Origin of the sequence: Streptomyces sp. NPDC006923 (assembly GCF_040635655.1) — a bacterium.
Taxonomy (GTDB): Bacteria; Actinomycetota; Actinomycetes; order Streptomycetales; family Streptomycetaceae; genus Streptomyces.
Map to the genome: position 1 here is coordinate 396084 of NZ_JBEYIF010000004.1, position 18634 is coordinate 414717.

The following is an 18634-nucleotide window of genomic DNA, read 5'->3' on the forward strand; positions in this document are numbered from 1 at the left end:
CCCCCGCTGGCTACAATCGCCCCTCTTGCCCGCCTCCCTTGCGGAGTGCCGTCGTCCGGACGGAAACCGGACGACCGCCATGACGTGTTCCACGCCGACCGGACACCGCCGGCCCGTCGTCCGACGGGGCCGCGTCCCGTCGGCCCGCGTACAGCCCCCGGAGGCGACACCGTGCCCGCGCACGACCCCGAACCCGACCACACCACCGACCCGCTCGCACGCGAGCGCGCTCATCTCGGCGCCTCCCGCGCGGCGCTGCGCGCCATGCGCGAGGACGTCCAGGCGCTCGACATCCGCGATGTCACCGCGAACTGGGTCAACGCCGCCGTCCTGGAGGCGCAGATCGAGGAGCGCGTCAAAGCCCTCGCCGACCTCTCGCACACCCCGCTCTTCTTCGGCCGCCTCGACTATCTGCACGCCGTCGGAGGCGCGGAGGCCGAGGGCGCCGAGGGCGAGCGCTTCTACATCGGCCGGCGCCATGTCCACGATGCCGACGGCGATCCCATGGTCATCGACTGGCGCGCGCCCGTCTCCCAGCCGTTCTACCGGGCCTCGAAGAAGGACCCGCTGGATGTCGCGCTGCGCCGCCGCTTCGGTTACACCGCCGGTGACCTCACCGCGTACGAGGACGAGCACCTCTCCGACCCGGCCGAGGCGGCGCAGTCCAGCAAGCTGCTCCAGGCCGAGATCGAGCGGCCCCGTGTCGGTCCCATGCGGGACATCGTCGCGACCATCCAGCCAGAACAGGACGAGATCGTCCGGAGCGGCCTCGGCGGCACCGTGTGTGTCCAGGGCGGGCCGGGCACCGGGAAGACGGCCGTCGGTCTGCACCGGGTCGCGTATCTGCTGTACGCGCACCGCGAGCGGCTGGCGCGCACCGGCACGCTGGTCATCGGGCCGAACGCGTCCTTCCTGCACTACATCGAGCAAGTCCTCCCGGCGCTGGGCGAGCTGGAGGTCAGGCAGTCGACGGTGGACGGTCTGGTCGCCTCGGTGGAGGTGCGGGGCACGGACGCCGCGGACGCGGCCGTCATCAAGGGCGACGCGCGGATGGCCGAGGTCCTGCGGCGGGCGGTGCGGTCCCATGTGACCCCGCCCACGGAACCGGTCGTGGTCGTACGCGGCTCCCGGCGCTGGCGGGTGCCGGTGTACACGCTCGAAGAGATCGTCGGGCAGTTGCTGGAGCGGGACATCCGCTACGGCGCCGCGCACGAGGCGCTGCCCCAGCGGATCGCGCACGCCGTGCTCGTCCAGATGGAACAGGCGGGCGAGGCACCCGACGACCGGGTGCAGAACGCGGTGGCCCGCAATCCCGCGGTGAAGGCGGCGGTGAAGGCGATCTGGCCGCCGGTCGACCCGGCGAAGCTGGTGCTGCGGCTGCTCTCCGACGCGGACTTCCTGGCCGCGCACGCCGAGGGGGTGCTGACGGCCGACGAGCAGAAGACGATCCTGTGGGCGAAGCCCGCGCGGAGCGTGAAGTCGGTGAAGTGGTCGCCCGCGGACGCGGTGCTGATCGACGAGGCGGGTGATCTGGTCGCCCGCACGCACTCGTTGGGGCATGTGGTGCTGGACGAGGCGCAGGACCTGTCCCCCATGCAGTACCGGGCGGTGGGCCGGCGCTGCTCCACCGGCTCGGCGACGGTGCTGGGCGATCTGGCCCAGGGGACGACCCCCTGGGCGACCGCGAGCTGGGCGGACGCGCTGCGGCATCTCGGCAAGCCGGACGCCGTGGTGGAGGAGCTGACGGCGGGCTTCCGAGTGCCGCGCGAGGTGATCGCGTACGCGTCCCGGCTGCTGCCCGCGATCTCGCCGGGCCTGGCCGAGGTGGAGTCGGTGCGGGAGGCGCCGGGCTCGCTCTCGGTACGCGCGGTCGCCGGGGACCCCGGCGACCCCAGTGACCTTGACGCGGCGGTGGTCGCGGCGTGTGCCGAGTCGCTGGCGCACGAGGGATCGATCGGGCTGATCGCGGCGGACGCGCGGATCCCGGCGCTGGCGGAGGCGCTGGAGGCGGCGGGGATGGCGTATCTCGCGCCGGGTGAGGAGACGACGGCCTCCTCGCGGCTGACGCTGGTGCCCGCGTCACTGGCGAAGGGGCTGGAGTACGACTACGTGGTGCTGGACGAGCCCGCGGCGGTCGTGGACGGCGAACCCGACGAGCGCACGGGCCTGCGGCGGCTGTATGTGGCGCTCACCCGTGCGGTCTCCGGCCTCACGGTCCTGCACGCGGCGCCGCTGCCGGAGGCGCTGAAGGGATAGGGCGCCAGGGCGCCGCGTACGGGAGAGACCGGGCGGTGTCTCCCGTGCCGGGCGCGGGCGGCGGGGCCACCGCGCGCCCCCGTCCCACCGCCGCCGTCCCACCGCGCCGGCACAACGCCGCCGGCGCGCTCAGGCGTCGACCGCCTCGCGCCATGTCCGTACCGCCTCCGGCGACACCGCGCCCGACCAGCCGGCCGGGCGCGCCGCTCCGCCGATGTGGAAGGCCGTGACGCCGGAGGCGCGCAGGGCGGGCAGGTGGTCCAGCCGCAGTCCGCCGCCGACCAGCATCCGGGGGCCGTAGCCCGGCTCTCCGCGTTCCGCCGCCGCCGCTTCGGCCAGCAGCGTCGGCAGGCCCTCGTCCACACCCGCCGGAGAGCCGGCGGTGAGATAGGTGTCCAGGCCCGGCAGGTCCGCGAGCTGTTTGCGCAGCGCGTCCCGGTCCGCCGCCCGGTCGATCGCCCGGTGGAACGTCCACGGGCAGCCGTCCAGCTCCGCCACCAGGCGCTCCACCGTCACCAGGTCCGGCGAGCCGTCCGCGTCGAGGAAGCCGAACACGAATTCCTCCGCGCCCTCCGCCCGCAGCCCGCGCGCCGACTCCACCAGCGCGTCGATGTCGCCCACCGCGAAACCGTCGGCCGCCCGCAGCATCACCCGCAGCGGGATGCCGACCGCGGCGCGGATCTTCGCGAAGGTCTCGCGGGGCGGGGTCAGACCGTCCGCCGCCATGTCGGTGACGAGCTCAAGACGGTCCGCACCTCCGCGCTGGGCGGCGACCGCGTCCTCCGCGTCGAGAGCGATCACCTCCAGGACTGCACGCTTGCTCATGAGACCTCATTCGTAGGGAGCCGGGCTGTTCCGTCCACAAGCTCGTGGACATATGAACTTATAGGTCTAGTCCAATGTCCCAGCCTACGGGGCATCCCCGCCCCGGCGCATCAGGACACCCGCGCCACGGGCCCCGGAGAACCGGGACCGGCGCGATGCCCGATCCCCTCCTGCCCGGATCGGCCCGGATCGGCCCGGATCGGCGGGACCCATCGCTCACCGAGGACCCGCGTGATACCCCATGCGGGTATCCACTCAAGTCGCGATCACCCTTGCTTCACATACACCATGGGGGTATACCTGAAAGGAGAGATACCCCTAGGGGGTAAGATGTGTCATCGGTCTATGACAAGGAGCCGTCAGCCATGAGCCCCACGAAGACCAGCGGCGCACCGGCCGAGGTCGAGCTGACGATCGGCGGCATGACCTGCGCCTCCTGCGCGGCTCGTGTCGAGAAGAAGCTCAACCGCATGGACGGCGTCGAGGCGACCGTCAACTACGCCACCGAGAAGGCCAAGGTCAGCTACGCCGGCGACGCGCTCTCGGTCCAGGACCTGATCGACACCGTCGAAGCCACCGGCTACACCGCGCAGGAGCCCGCTCCGCCCCGGACGGACCCCGCCGCGGCGGAGCCGGGGGGCGGCAGGGGCGACAGGGGCGGCAGGGGCGACGAGCTCACAACGCTCCGGCAGCGGCTTGTCACCGCCGTCGTCCTCTCCGTACCCGTCATAGCGATGGCCATGATCCCGGCCCTCCAGTTCACCTACTGGCAGTGGCTCTCCCTCACCCTCGCCGCGCCCGTCGTCGTCTACGCCGGCTGGCCCTTCCACCGCGCCGCCTGGGTCAACGCCCGCCATGGCGCGGCGACGATGGACACCCTGATCTCCGTCGGGACGTCGGCCGCGTTCCTCTGGTCGCTCTGGGCGCTGTTCTTCGGTATGGCGGGCATGCCCGGGATGACCCATCCCTTCGAGCTGACCGTCAGCCGTGGCGACGGCACCGGGAACATCTATCTCGAAGCCGCCGCCGGGGTCACCGCGTTCATCCTCGCCGGGCGTTTCTTCGAGGTCCGCTCCAAGCGCAAGGCCGGGGCCGCGCTCCGCGCGCTGATGGAGCTGGGCGCCCGGGAGGTCACCGTCCTGCGCGACGGACGCGAGGTCACCCTGCCCACGGCGGAGCTGAAGGCCGGTGACCACTTCGTCGTACGGCCCGGCGAGAAGATCGCCACCGACGGCACCGTCGTCGAGGGCTCCTCGGCCGTCGACGCCTCGATGCTCACCGGAGAGTCGGTGCCCGTCGAGGTCGCGGCCGGCGACGCGGTGACGGGCGCGACGCTCAACGCGGGCGGCCGGCTCGTCGTCGAGGCCACCCGGGTCGGCGCCGACACCCAGCTCGCCCGGATGGCCCGCATGGTGGAGGACGCGCAGAACGGCAAGGCCGCCGTCCAGCGTCTCGCCGACAGGATCTCCGCCGTGTTCGTGCCGGTCGTGATGGTCCTCTCGCTCGCCACGCTCGGCTTCTGGCTGGGCACCGGCGCGGGCCTGACCGCCGCCTTCACCGCCGCCGTGGCCGTACTGATCATCGCCTGCCCCTGCGCCCTGGGCCTGGCCACTCCGACCGCGCTGATGGTCGGCACCGGGCGCGGCGCGCAGCTCGGCATCCTGATCAAGGGCCCCGAGGTACTGGAGTCCACGCGCCGCGTCGACACGGTCGTCCTCGACAAGACCGGCACGGTCACCACCGGCCGGATGACCCTGCTCGCCACGCACATCGCGCGGGACGCCCAGGAGTCCGAGGTGCTGCGGCTGGCGGGCGCACTGGAGCACTACTCGGAGCACCCCATCGCCCGCGCCGTCGCCGAGGGCGCCACCGAGCGCGTCGGCGCCCTGCCCCCGCCCTCGGACTTCGCGAACCTCCCGGGGCTCGGCGTCCAGGGCGTGGTCGAGGGCCATGCCGTCCTGGTGGGCCGGACGAAGCTGCTCGCGCAGTGGGAGATCGGCCTCCCGGCGGAGCTGGAGCGGGCCGCGCAAGCCGCCGAGGCCGCGGGCCGTACGGCCATCGCGGTGGCCTGGGACGGCGAGGCGCGGGCCGTTCTCGAAGTCGCCGACGCGGTCAAGGAGACCAGCCCGGAGGCGATCCGCCGGCTGCGCGCCCTGCGTCTCACCCCCATCCTGCTCACCGGCGACAACAAGGCCGTGGCCGAGTCCGTCGCCGCCGAGGTGGGCATCGACCGGGTGATCGCGGAGGTGATGCCCGAGGACAAGGTCGAGGTCATCAAGAAGCTCCAGGCCGACGGCAGGAGCGTCGCCATGGTCGGTGACGGCGTCAACGACGCCGCCGCGCTCGCCCAGGCGGATCTCGGGCTCGCCATGGGCACCGGCACCGACGCGGCCATCGAGGCCGGTGACCTCACGCTCGTACGCGGCGATCTGCGCGCCGCCGCCGACGCGATCCGGCTGGCCCGCCGCACCCTGGGCACGATCCGTACGAATCTCTTCTGGGCCTTCGCCTACAACGTCGCCGCGCTGCCGCTCGCCGCGGCCGGCCTGCTGAATCCGATGATCGCGGGAGCCGCCATGGCCTTCTCCTCGGTCTTTGTCGTCGGCAACTCGCTGCGGCTGCGGGGTTTCCGGGCCTCCTGAGATCCGGCGCCCGCCCGGGTCCCGGCACACCCGCGTCGGGTGTGCCGGGACCCGGGCTTATCGTCGTCGCATGCCCGACATGCCCGGTCCCGATCCGCGCAGCCGCTTCGTCGCGGCGCTGCTCGCCGTCCGCGACACACCCCGGGAAGCCGGTGGGCCCGGGGGCCCGCCGGATCCCGCCGCCTACGCCGACCGGCTGCTGGCCCGCTGGGCCGAGCCGCAGCGGCGGTATCACACCACCGCTCATCTCGTCACCGTGCTGGATCACATCGACACCCTGGCCGGGTACGCCGACGATCCCGATCTCGTCCGGCTCGCCGCCTGGTTCCACGACGCCGTCTACCGGCCGGACCGCGAGGAGAACGAGGAGCGCTCCGCCCGCCTCGCCGAGCGCGCCCTGCCCGAGGCCGGTCTGAGCCGGGACCGCACGGCAGAGGTCGCCCGGCTCGTCCGGCTCACCACCGGCCACGCCGCCGCGCCCGGCGACCGGAACGGCGCGGTCCTGTGCGACGCCGACCTCGCGATCCTGGCCTCGGCACCCGACGCGTACGCCCGCTACGCGGCGGCGGTGCGGGAGGAGTACGGCTTTGTCCCGGACGACGCCTTCCGCGCGGGGCGGGCCGCCGTACTGGAGCAACTCCTCGCGCTGCCGAGCCTGTTCCGCACCCCGTACGGCGCCGGGGAGTGGGAGGCGCGGGCCCGCGCGAACCTCGCGGCGGAGCTGCGGACCCTCACGGCCGGGACGGACGGCACCGGCTGACGCCCGCGGGCCACCGGGAATGCGGCGGCGGACCGGGGCGTTGTCTGCTGTCATGCCTGACTCCGCCGATCGTCGCTCCCGTATGCCGCTCGCCGTCTACATCCTCGGTCTCTCGGTCTTCGCGCTCGGCACCAGTGAGTTCATGCTCTCCGGTCTGCTGCCGTCCCTCGCCGACGACATGGACGTGTCCATCCCCACCGCCGGGCTCCTCATCTCGGCCTTCGCGATCGGCATGGTGGTCGGCGCGCCGCTGCTCGCGGTGGCCACGCTGCGGCTCCCGCGCCGGACCACGCTGGTCGTCCTGATCTCGGTCTTCGGCCTGGGCCAGGTCGCCGGCGCGCTCGCGCCGACCTATGAGGTGCTCTTCGCGTCCCGGGTGATCAGCGCCTTCGCCTGCGCCGGATTCTGGGCGGTCGGCGCGGCCGTCGCCATCGCGATGGTCCCGCTCAACGCGCGGGCGCGCGCCATGGCCGTGATGATCGGCGGACTGTCCATCGCGAATGTGCTCGGGGTGCCGGCCGGCGCCTTCCTCGGCGAACACCTCGGCTGGCGCTCCGCGTTCTGGGCGGTCGGCGCCTCGTCCGCCGTCGCGCTGATCGGGGTGCTGACCCTGATCCCGCGTATCCCGCTGCCGGCCGAGAAGCCGCGGCTCCGGCGGGAGGTGACCATCTACCGCGACCGGCAGGTCTGGCTGGCCATCGCCGTCACGGCGCTCGCCGCCGGCGGGGTCTTCTGCGCCTTCTCGTATCTCGCCCCGCTGCTCACGGACGTGGCCGGGATGGACGACGGCTGGGTCCCGACCGTGCTCGCGCTCTTCGGCGTCGGCGCGCTCGTCGGTACGGCCGTCGGCGGACGGTACGCGGACGCGCATCTCTTCGGCGTGATGATCAGCGGTGTCACCGCGTCGGCGGTCCTGCTGGGCGTGCTGGCGCTCACCGCCTCGAACCCGGTCGCCGTCGTCATCCTGACCTTCCTCCTCGGTGTCTCGGCCTTCTACACGGCCCCGGCGCTCAACGCCCGTATGTTCAACATCGCGGCCGCGGCGCCCACCCTCGCCGGGGCCACCGCCACCGCCGCGTTCAATCTGGGCAACGCGGGCGGCCCGTGGCTCGGCGGCGCCGCGATCGACGCGGACTTCGGCTTCGCCTCCACCGCCTGGGCGGGCGCGGCGATGGCGGTGGCCGCCATCGGCCTGGCGGTGCTGTCCCTGCGCCACCACCGGAAGAGCCCCAGCCGGATCGTCACGGGCTCGTCCCCGGCGCCCGCCGTCGCGGACGACCGGGCCCAGGTCTGAGCCCGGACCGCCGGTCGTTCCTTGGCGGGGCATCAGGCCGCCGGGCGGCCCTTGGGCCGTCGCAGGCCCGCCTCGGTGATCCTGCGGACGAGTTCCTTGGAGCCGACCTCCACCGCGCCCGCGCTCACCGCGTCCGGGTAGCGGTGCGAGGGGACGTCGTAGTGGTCGCGTTCGAACGCGCGCCGGGGGCAGCCGATCGACGCGGCGAAGGCGTGCAGCTCCGCGAACGACTCGTCACTCACCATGTGGGACCACATCCGGCCGTGACCCGGCCAGGTCGGCGGATCGATGTAGACCGTCACGGGGTCTCCGCCCGGCCCGCGGTGTCCAGCGCGCCCACGGCCGCGACCACCACGCCCGCCTCCGCGCAGACCCACCGGGGATCGGGGCCCAGCTCCGGATCGACGTCCAGCGCGTGCGGCTCGGTCTCGGTGCACACCGGGCAGAGCGGCCAGCGCCCGTACCGCTCCAGCAGCGCGTCCTGGACGTCCTGCGCGACCAGCCCGGTCACATAGGAGGCGCCCTCGGGCCACTGCTCCACCCACCAGCGGCGATGCGACACGGACTCCTCGACCAGGGACACGACGTCCGGCCTCGCGACGTCGTCCGCCGCGAGATCGGCCAGGACCAGGGCGCGGGCACCGTGCAGCGCCAGCTCCAGCGGGTTCACATCAAGGTTCGCGTCGTCCATCCCGCCATTTTCACACCCACGGCCCGAGGGTGTCCGCGACCGGCGGCGGCCGGCTCCGGCCGTCCGCGCCGTACGCGGGCCGTCGTGGCGCCCACCGGACAGGGGGTTGACCGCGAACGGCTGTGAAAATATCTTTCACTCGTGACCCAAGACGTGAAGGAAAGTTTCAGCGGTGTGGCCCCGCCCGCTCCCGCGGCCCTCGCGGCCAAGGTGCGGACGCTCGCGCCGTCCATGACGCGCTCCATGCAACTCGTCGCCGAGGCCGTGGCCGGCGACCCGGCCGGCTGCGCGGCCCTCACCGTCACCGGTCTCGCCGAGCTGACCGGCACGAGCGAGGCCACGGTGGTCCGCACAGCGCGCCTCCTCGGCTATCCCGGCTACCGCGATCTGCGGCTCGCGCTCGCGGGCCTCGCCGCCCAGCAGGAGTCGGGCCGCGCTCCCGCCGTCACGGCGGACATAGCGGTGGACGACCCGATCGCGGACGTCGTCGCCAAGCTCGCCTACGACGAGCAGCAGACCCTGGCCGACACGGCCGCCGCGCTCGACACCGTCCAGCTCGGTGCCGTCGTCGCCGCGTCGGCCGCCGCCCGCCGGATCGACATCTACGGCGTCGGCGCGTCCTCCCTCGTCGGGCAGGACCTCGCGCAGAAGCTGCTGCGGATCGGCCTGATCGCGCACGCCCACACCGACCCGCACCTCGCCGTCACCAACGCCGTGCAGCTCCGCTCCGGCGATGTGGCCATCGCGATCACCCACTCCGGCTCCACCGGCGATGTCATCGAGCCGCTCCGGGTCGCCTTCGACCGGGGTGCGACGACGGTCGCGATCACCGGCCGGCCCGACGCGCCCGTGTCGCAGTACGCCGACCATGTGCTGACGACCTCCACCGCGCGGGAGAGCGAGCTGCGCCCGGCCGCCATGTCCAGCCGGACGAGCCAGCTCCTTGTCGTCGACTGCCTGTTCATAGGGGTCGCCCAGCGCACCTACGAGACGGCCGCGCCCGCCCTCTCGGCGTCGTACGAGGCCCTCGCGCACCGCCACAGCCCGCGCAGCACCCGCTGACCGGCGCACCGGCCCCCGCCCGCCCCGGCAGACCCGCCCGTGCCGCCCGACGCCGCACCCGCACCCGCACCCGCACCCGCAGAAGAAAGAGCCCCGGCTTCATGACCTCCACGCCCGCCGACTCCGCGACACCCCGGTACGGCGACCTCCGCGCGCAGCTCGACACGCTCACCACCGAGGAGTTCCGCCCGGAGCTGGCCGAGATCGACCAGCTCTCCACCCTGGACATCGCCACGATCATGAACGGCGAGGACAGCACCGTCCCCACCGCCGTCGCCGCACGGATCCCGCTGATCGCCGCCGCCATCGACGCCACCGCCGAGCGGGCCGCCCGCGGCGGCCGGCTGATCTACGCGGGCGCGGGCACGGCGGGACGGCTCGGCGTGCTGGACGCCAGCGAGTGCCCGCCCACCTTCAACACGGACCCGGACGAGGTCGTCGGTCTGATCGCGGGCGGCCCCACCGCGCTGGTGACCGCCGTCGAGGGCGCCGAGGACTCCAAGGAGATGGCCGCCGCCGACCTGGACGGCCTGAAGCTCACCGCGGCCGACACGGTGGTCGGCATCTCCGCCTCCGGCCGCACCCCGTACGCGATCGGCGCGGTCGAGCACGCCCGTCGCCTCGGCGCGCTCACCATCGGCCTGTCCTGCAACGCCGGCAGCGCGCTGGCCGCGGCGGCCGAGCACGGCATCGAGATCGTCGTCGGCCCCGAACTGCTGACGGGCTCCACCCGCCTCAAGGCCGGTACGGCGCAGAAGCTCGTCCTGAACATGATCTCGACGATCACCATGATCAGGCTCGGCAAGACCTACGGAAATCTGATGGTCGACGTCCGCGCGTCGAACGAGAAGCTCCGCGCCCGCTCCCGCCGCATCGTCGCGCTCGCCACGGGCGCGACCGACGACGAGATCGAGACCGCCCTCACCGCGACCGGCGGGGAGGTGAAGAACGCCATCCTCACCATCCTCGGCGAGGTCGACGGCCCCACCGCGGCCTCGCTCCTCGCCGACTCCGACGGCCATCTGCGCGCCGCGCTCCAGGCCGCCCACACCAGCACCGGCTGAACGTCCCGCACCACCCCTCGCACAGCAAGGCACCACGCACCATGGCAACAGACAAGAACCGCGCCACGGCCGAAGCGATCCTGCCGCTCGTCGGCGGCGCCGGAAACATCTCCTCCATCGCGCACTGCATGACCCGGCTCCGCCTCGGTCTGCGCGACCGTTCCCTTGTCCAGGACGAGGCGCTCACGGCGCTGCCCGCCGTCATGGGCGTGGTCGAGGACGAGACGTACCAGATCGTCCTCGGCCCGGGCACGGTCGCCCGGGTCACCCCCGAGTTCGAGTCGCTGGTGGAGGAGGCGCGGGCGGCCGTCCCCGGCCCGGCTCCGGCGCCCGCCGGCGCCCCCACGGCAACCGCCACCACCGCCGACGAGCTGGCCGCCCAGGGGGCCGCGATCCGAGCGGAGCGGAAGGCCAGGAACGCCACCCCGTTCAAGCTCTTCCTGCGCCGGATCGCCAATATCTTCGTACCGCTGATCCCGGCGCTCATCGGCTGCGGCATCATCGCCGGTCTCAACGGCCTGCTGACCAATCTCCACTGGCTTCCGGCGATAGTCCCGGCGCTCGCCGCGCTGGCCTCCGGCTTCATGTCGCTGATCGCCGTCTTCGTCGGCTACAACACGGCACGGGAGTTCGGCGGTACGCCGATCCTGGGCGGCGCGGTCGCGGCGATCATCGTCTTCCCCGGCGTCGCGAACATCGACGCGTTCGGCCAGAAGCTCGCTCCGGGCCAGGGCGGGGTGCTGGGGGCGCTCGGCGCGGCGGTTCTCGCCGTCCAGGTGGAGAAGTGGTGCCGCCGGTGGGTCCCGGAGGCCCTGGACGTCCTGGTGACGCCGACACTGACCGTCCTTGTCTCCGGTCTGGTCACCGTCTTCGGCCTGATGTATGTGGCCGGCGAGGTCTCCACGGCCATCGGTGACTTCGCCAACTGGCTCCTGGCCAACGGCGGTTCGGGGGCGGGCTTTGTCCTCGGCGGTCTCTTCCTGCCACTGGTGATGCTGGGGCTGCACCAGGCGCTCATCCCCCTTCACACGACGCTCATCGAACAGCAGGGCTACACCGTCCTGCTGCCCATCCTCGCCATGGCCGGCGCCGGCCAGGTCGGCGCTGCGGTGGCGGTCTACTTCCGCCTCCCCCGCAACGGCTCGATCCGCCGGACGATCAAGTCGGCCCTTCCCGCCGGATTCCTGGGCGTCGGCGAGCCGCTGATCTACGGGGTCTCGCTGCCGCTGGGCCGCCCGTTTGTCACGGCCTGCGTCGGCGGCGCGTTCGGCGGCGGCTTCGTGGGCCTGTTCAACCAGCTCGGCGCGGCCGTCGGCTCGACGGCGATCGGCCCGTCCGGCTGGGCGCTGTTCCCGCTGCTCGACGGCGACAGGGGCCTGGGCGAGATGGCCGCGGTCTATGGCGGCGGCCTGCTGGTGGGCTATGTCGCGGGCTTCGTCGCCACGTACTACTTCGGCTTCACCAGGGCGATGCTGAGCGAGCTCAACGTCGGCACCGACCCGGAGCCGGAGACGGCACCGGCGGCGGCCGTACCGGCTCCGAGCACAGCTCCGGCGGCGCCGCGGCAGGCACCGGCCAGGACCTGACCTCGGGGAGCCGGGCCGGCGACGGGCGGCGGCGTACCGGCGCCTCACAGAGATGTCAGGGAGTGTGGAATTATATGAGTAATGGACATCTATGTGGTGATTGGAGCCCGGCATGCCCGGCTCTGACGGCCGGATGCCCGGGGCGACATCAGAGGCGCTCGGGCTGCCGGGAGCGGCGGTCGCGGTGATCGACGCGGAAGGTTCCGTGATCGGGTGGACGGAGGCCGCGGCACGGCTTCTGGGCTACCGGGCCTCGGAAGTGGTGAACCGCTCCGCCACCCACCTGCTGATGTCCGACGGCGCGGAGCCGGACCCGTCGGCCTGGTCCGCCCTGGCCGGCGCGCGGGAGCCCTGGTCGGGGATGGTGCGGGTGCGGCACCGGGACGGCCGCCCGATCAATATGAGCGTGTGGGCGTCTCCGCTGGCCGCCGAGGACGGCAGGCGGGACTGGTTCATATCGGCGGCCGACCTGTCCGGCACGCCCCTGCCCTCCGGCACCGACGAACTGGTCCTGAGGTCACTCCTCGACGACTCACCGATCGGCATGGCCATCTGGGACGCCGATCTCCGCTGCATCTGGCTGAACAGCACGGTCGAGCGCAGGATCGGCCCGCTGCGCCACCAGCGGCTGGGGCGGCGGGCGGCGGACTCGCTGCCCGGATTCGACACCGACTCGGTCGAGGCCGCGATGCGCCAGGTCCTCAAGGACGGCAAACCGGTGATCGACCACGAATACCGCTGGACCGCCGAGGACGGAAACGAGGAGCGCGTGTTCTCGTCCTCCTTCTTCCGCCTCGACGGACCCGGCGGGAGCCCTCTCGGGGTGTGCTCGATGGTCGTGGACATCACCACCAGTGCGGCGCGCCAGCGCCTCGCCGTCCTCAGTGAGGCGAGCACCCGCATCGGCCGCACCCTGGATGTCATGAGCACCGCGCAGGAACTGGCGGAGGTCGCCGTGCCGCTGCTCGCGGACTATGCCACGGTCGACCTGGCCGAGGCGGTCCCGCTCGGCGAGGAGCCGCTGATGCGCGTGGAGGCCACGGACAGCGGCGTCCCGGTGTTCCGCCGGGCCGGGGTGACCTCGGTCCATGCCGGGATCCCCGAGTCCATGTGGCGCCGCGGGGACCCGGTGTTCGTACCGCCGTCATCTCCCTTCACCGCCGTCCTGAACACGGGAGAAGCACACTTCGAGCCCGTTCTGGACTCCTCCCCCGGCACCTGGCTCGACCAGGACCCCGGCCGGGCCAGGACCATCCACGAGAACGGCATGCACTCGCTGATGATCCTTCCGCTCAAGGCGCGCGGCGTGATCCTGGGCATCGCGGTGTTCATCCGTACGGACACGCCAGCGGCCTTCTCGCGGGACGACCGGCTCCTCGCCGAGGAAATCGTCGTACGGGCCGCGCTGAGCCTGGACAACGCGCGCCGCTACACACGTGAGCGGACGACGGCCCTGGCGCTCCAGCGCTATCTGCTGCCGCGCAACCCGTCGGGCGGCAGCGCCGTCGACGTGGCCTGGCGGTATCTTCCCGCGGACGTGCACGACGGAGTCGGCGGCGACTGGTTCGACGTGATCCCGCTGTCCGGCGCCCGGGTCGCCCTGGTCGTCGGCGATGTCGTCGGGCACGGCATCAACGCGGCGGCCACCATGGGGCGGCTGCGTACCGCCGTGCACACCCTCGCGGACATGGACCTGCCGCCCGAGGAGGTCCTCGCCCGCCTCGACGACCTGGTCGCCCGGCTGACGGACGAGGACGCCGGCGCCAGGGGCTACGCCACCCCGGTCATGGGCGGCACCTGCGTGTACGCCGTCTACGACCCGGTCACCCGCCGCTGCACCATGGCCCGCGCCGGACACCCGCCGCCCGCGATCGTCGACCCGGACGGCAATGTCACCTTCCCCACGGTGCCCTCCGGCGCGCCGATCGGCCTCGGCGTCGGCATGCTCTCCTTCCAGTCCGTCGAGATGGAACTCCCGGAGGGCAGCATGATCGCCCTCTACACCGACGGCCTCGTCGAGACCCGCGAGGCCGACATCGACGTCGGGCTGAACCGGCTGCGGGCCGCGCTCGCCGGGGCCCGGGGCACGCTGGAGCAGATCTGCTCGGACGTGGTCGACTCCGTGGTGGCGCAGGCACCGGCCGAGGACGACGTCGCGCTGCTGCTGGCCCGTACCCGCTCGCTCAGCACGGACCAGTACGTCTCCTGGGAGCTGTCCACGGACCCGGCCGTCGTCGGCAAGGCCAGGTCCCTGGCCGTCCGTCAGCTCGCGGTGTGGGGGCTGGAGGAGCTCAGCACGACCGTGGAACTGATCGTCAGCGAACTGGTCACCAACGCCATCCGTTACAGCTCGGGCGCCATCCGGCTCCGGCTGATCCGGCACAAGTCACTGACGTGCGAGGTCGCGGACGGCGACAGCAACTCCCCGCGGCTGCGCCACGCCCGCTCGACCGACGAGAACGGCCGTGGCCTCTTCCTCATCGCGGAGCTGTCCCGCCGGTGGGGCACCCGCATCGCGCCCGGCGGAAAGATCGTCTGGGCCGAACTCACCCTGCCCACCGGCGCGGCGCTCCCTCCCTCCTCCCGGTGACCGGCGAAGACATCAGTCCCTGACGACACGACGCGCCTCCTCCGGTGGCACGTCGGCACGGGCTCTGGGTCTTTCGTTACGTGCCACCCTCGCGGAGTTCGAGGAGCACTGGCAATCGACACCGTGGCACCACGAGCACCGGCGCTATCACTCGCACCAGGGCGGCGGGCGCCGGGGTTTGTTGCGTCGCGCCAACGTCCCTCACGACCCCTTGACCGTGTGAGCCGAGTGGACGACGCTCAAGCAATCTGCCGCAATCGGACCGACAGGGGGAGAGGTCATGCGCCTGCGTTTCCTGGGGATCATCCCGGACACCGGCAAGGACGATTCGCCCACCATCTGGCTGGACGAGGACAGTGGAGACCTGCTGATCCAGTCCTACCGGGCCACCGAGGAGGAGGTGAAGGCGTGCCAGGAGGTCGGTTCGATCCCCGGCCACGGCACGGACGTCCCGGACCACGAAGCGATCATTCGGCTGCCCAAGGTCATGATCCAGTACATTCCTCGTCCGGACGGAGGCATCGCCGATGAAGCCTCCGGCACGTGAGCCGTTGTCCCGTGCACGGCGAACCGCGATCCACCTGGAGGTTCGTGATCAGTACGCGAGCACTGACCCCGATTTCCTCGAATGGTGCGAGGGGCGCCGCACATTCACGCCGGACAACCGTGCGGACTGGTGGGAAGGCTGGCACGACGCGGTACAGGCTGCCGTTTCGCGTGGGGTCTCGGTTCGTCGTGTCCGCGTGGTGTCCGAGCCTCTGACTGAGTACGTCCGGTGGGAACACGACTATGCGGTGACCAATATCGCCGCCGGTGAGGATGTTCGTTGGCTTCCCCGACGCCAAGCAAAAGACCTCGCGGTGCCCGCTGTTGATTTCTGGGTATTCGACGGCGAGTTGGTGCTTTTCCATCACTTCAGCGGGGACGGCGTTCTGACGGAACGCGAGTACGTCAACGACGCAACCTTGGCCGCGTGGTGCACTGACGCATTCGATGCCGTCTGGGAGCGGGCCACGCCTCACGAGGAGTACAAGCCGGTCTAGTGCAATCAGCATCATCCAGCGCCCAAGAGGCCCGGCACGCCTTGGCCAACCGTCTTCGCGAGTTGATCAAGGATGCCGGACTGGACGGCAAGGATCTCGCAGCCCTGTGCGGCTGGCACCCCTCAAAGGTTTCCCGGATCTCGACAGCGAAGACACAACCGAGTGAGGACGATATTCGGTCGTGGTGCCGTGCATGTGACGCCGAGGATCAGACAGGCGACTTGATCGCCTCGCTTCGGGCCGCAGAAGGCACATGGCTGACGTGGCGTCGGCTGGAGCGCGCGGGACTCAAACGGTCCCAGGAGGAGAGGCTACCGCTATACCAGCGCACGCGGCGTTTCCGCTCATATAGCGTGTGGGCACTTCCCGGACTGCTTCAGACCTACCAATACACCGAGGACGTACTTCGGACGATTCAGCAGCAGCGGGTGCCGGTGGATGACGTGGCCGACGCAGTGGCGGCCCGTATGGAGCGGCAGCGAGTGCTGCGCGAGGGGCAGCGAGTATTTGCTTTCCTGATCGAAGAACCCGTTCTCAGAAACACGCTCAGCACTGCGGAAGCTCAGGAAGAACAGCTGGAGCAGCTACTCACTGCAAGCGCCTTGCCCCATGTCAGTCTCGGTGTCGTTCCTGTCGCTCAGCGACGCCCTCAACTTCCAGTTGAGAACTTTTGGATCTATGACAACGCGCAAGTCAATGTGGAGTTGGTGTCGGGTTATTTGACGCTTACTCAGCCCACTGAGGTCAAGGCGTACTCGGATACCTACACCAAGCTCGCCGACATGGCCGTCTACGGTGCGCGGGCACGTGCCTTGATCTGCAAGGCACGTGACTCGCTCGTCTGACTCGTCTGCAATCACCTGCAATCGGCTGCGAGTTGAGGTCCTCACCGTCCTAGCGTTGTTGTGCTCCAGACGACGCGAAGGGGCCTGCATGAGCGAGCGGCACACCTACCCGAGTGCGCCGACGGCCTTGCCGCTGAGGCTGGACGCCGAACCAAAGCCGGTACCGGGCTGTGCGCACTGCCACAACATCGCCAGGAAGCACGACCGGGCGCAGGTGAACGGCGACGCGAGCAAGCACCGCGCTGCCCGTACTGGCCGCAACTGGCTGTCTGCCACTCCGAACCGGCCGGCTGGCGCGTGACCCGCTCCCCACCGCTCCGGTTGAATCAGCCGCGGGCGCCCCCGGCGCCTGCCCTACCGAAGGGGTACGCATGAAAAGGATCGTCGCCCGGGTGTGGAAACTAATCCGCGGCCCTCTGCAGTGGCGCGTCCTGTGGTTTGCGCACGCCAAATTCATGGTTGGCGTGACGGGCGTGGTGCGAAACGAACAAGGTCAAGTCCTCTTGCTCAAGCACCGAATGTGGCCCGCCGACCGCCCATGGGGCCTTCCTACCGGCTACGCCGTCAAGAGCGAGGAATTCCCGAAGACGATCGTTCGGGAGGTTCGGGAAGAAACTGGCCTTGAAGTCCTTCCGGGAAGACTGGTCCAGGTGACCAGCGGCTACAAACTACGAGTGGAAATCGCCTACGAGGCGCTTCACACGGGTGGAACTCTCAAGCTCGACAGCTTCGAGATTCTGGAGGCGAAATGGTTCAGCCCGGACGCGCTCCCGGATGGGATGCAAGAGAGTCACGTTCAGCTCATCAAGGCGGGCTCGTCGACTTAACGGAACTCGCGCCCAACGAGTCCGTAACCGGCGCTGGGGCAATCGCCGCACTGGCAGCCATGCGCGCCGACGCGTCCCCACTGACGGGCAAACATCCCGCCCACGTCTTTCGGCCCCTCTCAGAAATACTCAGCCGGTGGGCGGCAGACGGAATCGACACCACCCCGTTTCATGCTGGTGTCGAAAACGCCAAGCGCCGGTACGCCGGGTACGGGCTGGCCACGATGCTGCCGCTTGATCGCGTGCTGGTCGGCTGTGACTCCTCGCGTGCCGGTGCCTTCGGCGGGTTTCACCACCCGGACCAGGGATACCGGCACTTTCAGATGGTGGCCGTCATCACCATGTACGGACCCATGGAACGCCGGAATCCTGAGCGCCCCGCACTGGCCCTTCTCGACCTGCTTCGCGCGTACGCCCATGACTGCCTTCACTACGGGTCGCGTCGGCGGTATGTGGAAGTGGCAGGCGTGCCCGTCCGAACTCAATATGGAATTAACTACCGCCGGTCGACCGGACAGTCCTATTCGGCTGCCGACCAGCACGGAAGTCACCACACTCGCAATATCGGAATCGTCATGGAAGGTGCGTGCGACAAAGAGGCGCGTTCCATCACCCGGCAGACGGTGGAGCGCTTCGGCGTGACGGAGCCCTCAGACGTTCTCGGTTCCCTCGCGTTTCGGGACATGACGGGAACGCTGAGGGAGGGGGACGCCGACCGCGCGGCGGGGCTGTCGGGAAGCGACGAGCAGACGCGATACGCGGCGGCCCTCACTGGCTACGAGAACGGCGTCAATCGTCGCTATGCCCGCTTCCTTGAGGAGTTCGCACCCGGTGAAGAAGACGAGTGCCACACACGGCTCCTCGGAGCCATCATCAGCGGTGACGCGACGGTGCTGGGGGCATGGCTGGACGAGCGGCACGGCCCGGGGACCTTCACTGGTCTGTTCCGCACGCCGGGGTACTTCGACCCTGGCTTGACCGCGTGAGCGGTCTCCCGACGGCCCCATCCGTGCGCTGCCCCGTGGCGCACGGGCGGGTCTGCTGTGTGCCCTGACGCTCGTCCTCGCATCGGTCGCGCACGTAGGTGCCTCGCTGCACACGGTGTAGACGTACCCGGGTTCCCGCAGGTGCCGCACCGCACGGCGGGAC

General features: G+C 71.2%; 17 protein-coding genes. 14 read left to right on the forward strand and 3 right to left on the reverse strand.

Features of this window, described 5'->3' with window-relative positions:
* Positions 1 to 171 precede the first annotated feature (171 nt).
* Positions 172 to 2256, forward strand: a complete 2085-nt coding sequence (locus tag ABZ707_RS10165) for a UvrD-helicase domain-containing protein (RefSeq protein ID WP_360170802.1) — start codon at positions 172 to 174, stop codon at positions 2254 to 2256.
* 129 nt (positions 2257 to 2385) lie between these two features.
* On the opposite strand, the gene ABZ707_RS10170 is transcribed toward ABZ707_RS10165, so the two are convergent.
* Positions 2386 to 3081, reverse strand: coding sequence for a copper homeostasis protein CutC (locus tag ABZ707_RS10170; protein WP_360170805.1), 696 nt, complete (start codon positions 3079 to 3081; stop codon positions 2386 to 2388).
* A gap of 365 nt (positions 3082 to 3446) precedes the next feature.
* Here ABZ707_RS10170 and ABZ707_RS10175 point away from each other — a divergent pair, with 365 nt between their 5' ends.
* The 3 genes from ABZ707_RS10175 to ABZ707_RS10185 all read left to right on the forward strand — a co-directional run bounded on the left by ABZ707_RS10175 (position 3447) and on the right by ABZ707_RS10185 (position 7777).
* Positions 3447 to 5723: a heavy metal translocating P-type ATPase gene (locus ABZ707_RS10175; protein WP_360170808.1), complete on the forward strand. Its 2277-nt coding sequence runs from the start codon at positions 3447 to 3449 to the stop codon at positions 5721 to 5723.
* 79 nt (positions 5724 to 5802) lie between these two features.
* Positions 5803 to 6483 carry a hypothetical protein gene (locus ABZ707_RS10180; protein ID WP_360171345.1) on the forward strand — a complete coding sequence of 227 codons (681 nt, stop codon included), beginning with the start codon at positions 5803 to 5805 and terminating at the stop codon, positions 6481 to 6483.
* 82 nt (positions 6484 to 6565) lie between these two features.
* Positions 6566 to 7777, forward strand: a complete 1212-nt coding sequence (locus ABZ707_RS10185) for a Cmx/CmrA family chloramphenicol efflux MFS transporter (protein ID WP_360171348.1) — start codon at positions 6566 to 6568, stop codon at positions 7775 to 7777.
* Between the two features lie 32 nt (positions 7778 to 7809).
* Here ABZ707_RS10185 and ABZ707_RS10190 read toward each other — a convergent pair whose 3' ends face one another.
* Positions 7810 to 8079 carry a DUF4031 domain-containing protein gene (locus tag ABZ707_RS10190; protein WP_360170811.1) on the reverse strand — a complete coding sequence of 90 codons (270 nt, stop codon included), beginning with the start codon at positions 8077 to 8079 and terminating at the stop codon, positions 7810 to 7812.
* Positions 8076 to 8468 (reverse strand): hypothetical protein, encoded by a 393-nt coding sequence (locus tag ABZ707_RS10195; protein WP_360170814.1) that lies wholly within the window; start codon positions 8466 to 8468, stop codon positions 8076 to 8078. Before ABZ707_RS10195 ends, ABZ707_RS10190 begins: the two co-directional genes overlap by 4 nt.
* 141 nt (positions 8469 to 8609) lie before the next feature.
* Here ABZ707_RS10195 and ABZ707_RS10200 point away from each other — a divergent pair, with 141 nt between their 5' ends.
* The 10 genes from ABZ707_RS10200 (at position 8610) to ABZ707_RS10245 (ending at position 18471) form a co-directional block, all read left to right on the forward strand.
* On the forward strand, positions 8610 to 9530 hold the full coding sequence (locus tag ABZ707_RS10200; protein WP_360170817.1) for a MurR/RpiR family transcriptional regulator: 921 nt from the start codon (positions 8610 to 8612) through the stop codon (positions 9528 to 9530).
* A gap of 101 nt (positions 9531 to 9631) precedes the next feature.
* Positions 9632 to 10594, forward strand: coding sequence for an N-acetylmuramic acid 6-phosphate etherase (murQ, locus tag ABZ707_RS10205; protein ID WP_360170819.1), 963 nt, complete (start codon positions 9632 to 9634; stop codon positions 10592 to 10594).
* A gap of 41 nt (positions 10595 to 10635) precedes the next feature.
* Positions 10636 to 12180, forward strand: a complete 1545-nt coding sequence (locus ABZ707_RS10210) for a PTS transporter subunit EIIC (RefSeq protein ID WP_360170821.1) — start codon at positions 10636 to 10638, stop codon at positions 12178 to 12180.
* Between the two features lie 112 nt (positions 12181 to 12292).
* Positions 12293 to 14770, forward strand: coding sequence for a SpoIIE family protein phosphatase (locus ABZ707_RS10215; RefSeq protein WP_360170824.1), 2478 nt, complete (start codon positions 12293 to 12295; stop codon positions 14768 to 14770).
* Positions 14771 to 15050: 280 nt separating this feature from the next.
* Positions 15051 to 15317 carry a hypothetical protein gene (locus ABZ707_RS10220; RefSeq protein WP_360170827.1) on the forward strand — a complete coding sequence of 89 codons (267 nt, stop codon included), beginning with the start codon at positions 15051 to 15053 and terminating at the stop codon, positions 15315 to 15317.
* Entirely contained in the window at positions 15298 to 15813 is a 516-nt protein-coding gene (locus tag ABZ707_RS10225) for a DUF6879 family protein (protein ID WP_360170830.1), read from the forward strand. Before ABZ707_RS10220 ends, ABZ707_RS10225 begins: the two co-directional genes overlap by 20 nt.
* A gap of 41 nt (positions 15814 to 15854) precedes the next feature.
* Complete coding sequence (locus tag ABZ707_RS10230; RefSeq protein WP_360170833.1) at positions 15855 to 16658, forward strand: helix-turn-helix transcriptional regulator; 804 nt, start codon at positions 15855 to 15857, stop codon at positions 16656 to 16658.
* 88 nt (positions 16659 to 16746) lie between these two features.
* Positions 16747 to 16959, forward strand: a complete 213-nt coding sequence (locus tag ABZ707_RS10235) for a hypothetical protein (RefSeq protein ID WP_360170836.1) — start codon at positions 16747 to 16749, stop codon at positions 16957 to 16959.
* Positions 16960 to 17029: 70 nt separating this feature from the next.
* The gene (locus tag ABZ707_RS10240) at positions 17030 to 17485 is read left to right on the forward strand and encodes an NUDIX domain-containing protein (protein ID WP_360170839.1); all 456 of its coding nucleotides are present in this window, start codon (positions 17030 to 17032) and stop codon (positions 17483 to 17485) included.
* A gap of 59 nt (positions 17486 to 17544) precedes the next feature.
* Entirely contained in the window at positions 17545 to 18471 is a 927-nt protein-coding gene (locus ABZ707_RS10245; protein ID WP_360170842.1) for a hypothetical protein, read from the forward strand.
* Positions 18472 to 18634: the final 163 nt, after the last annotated feature.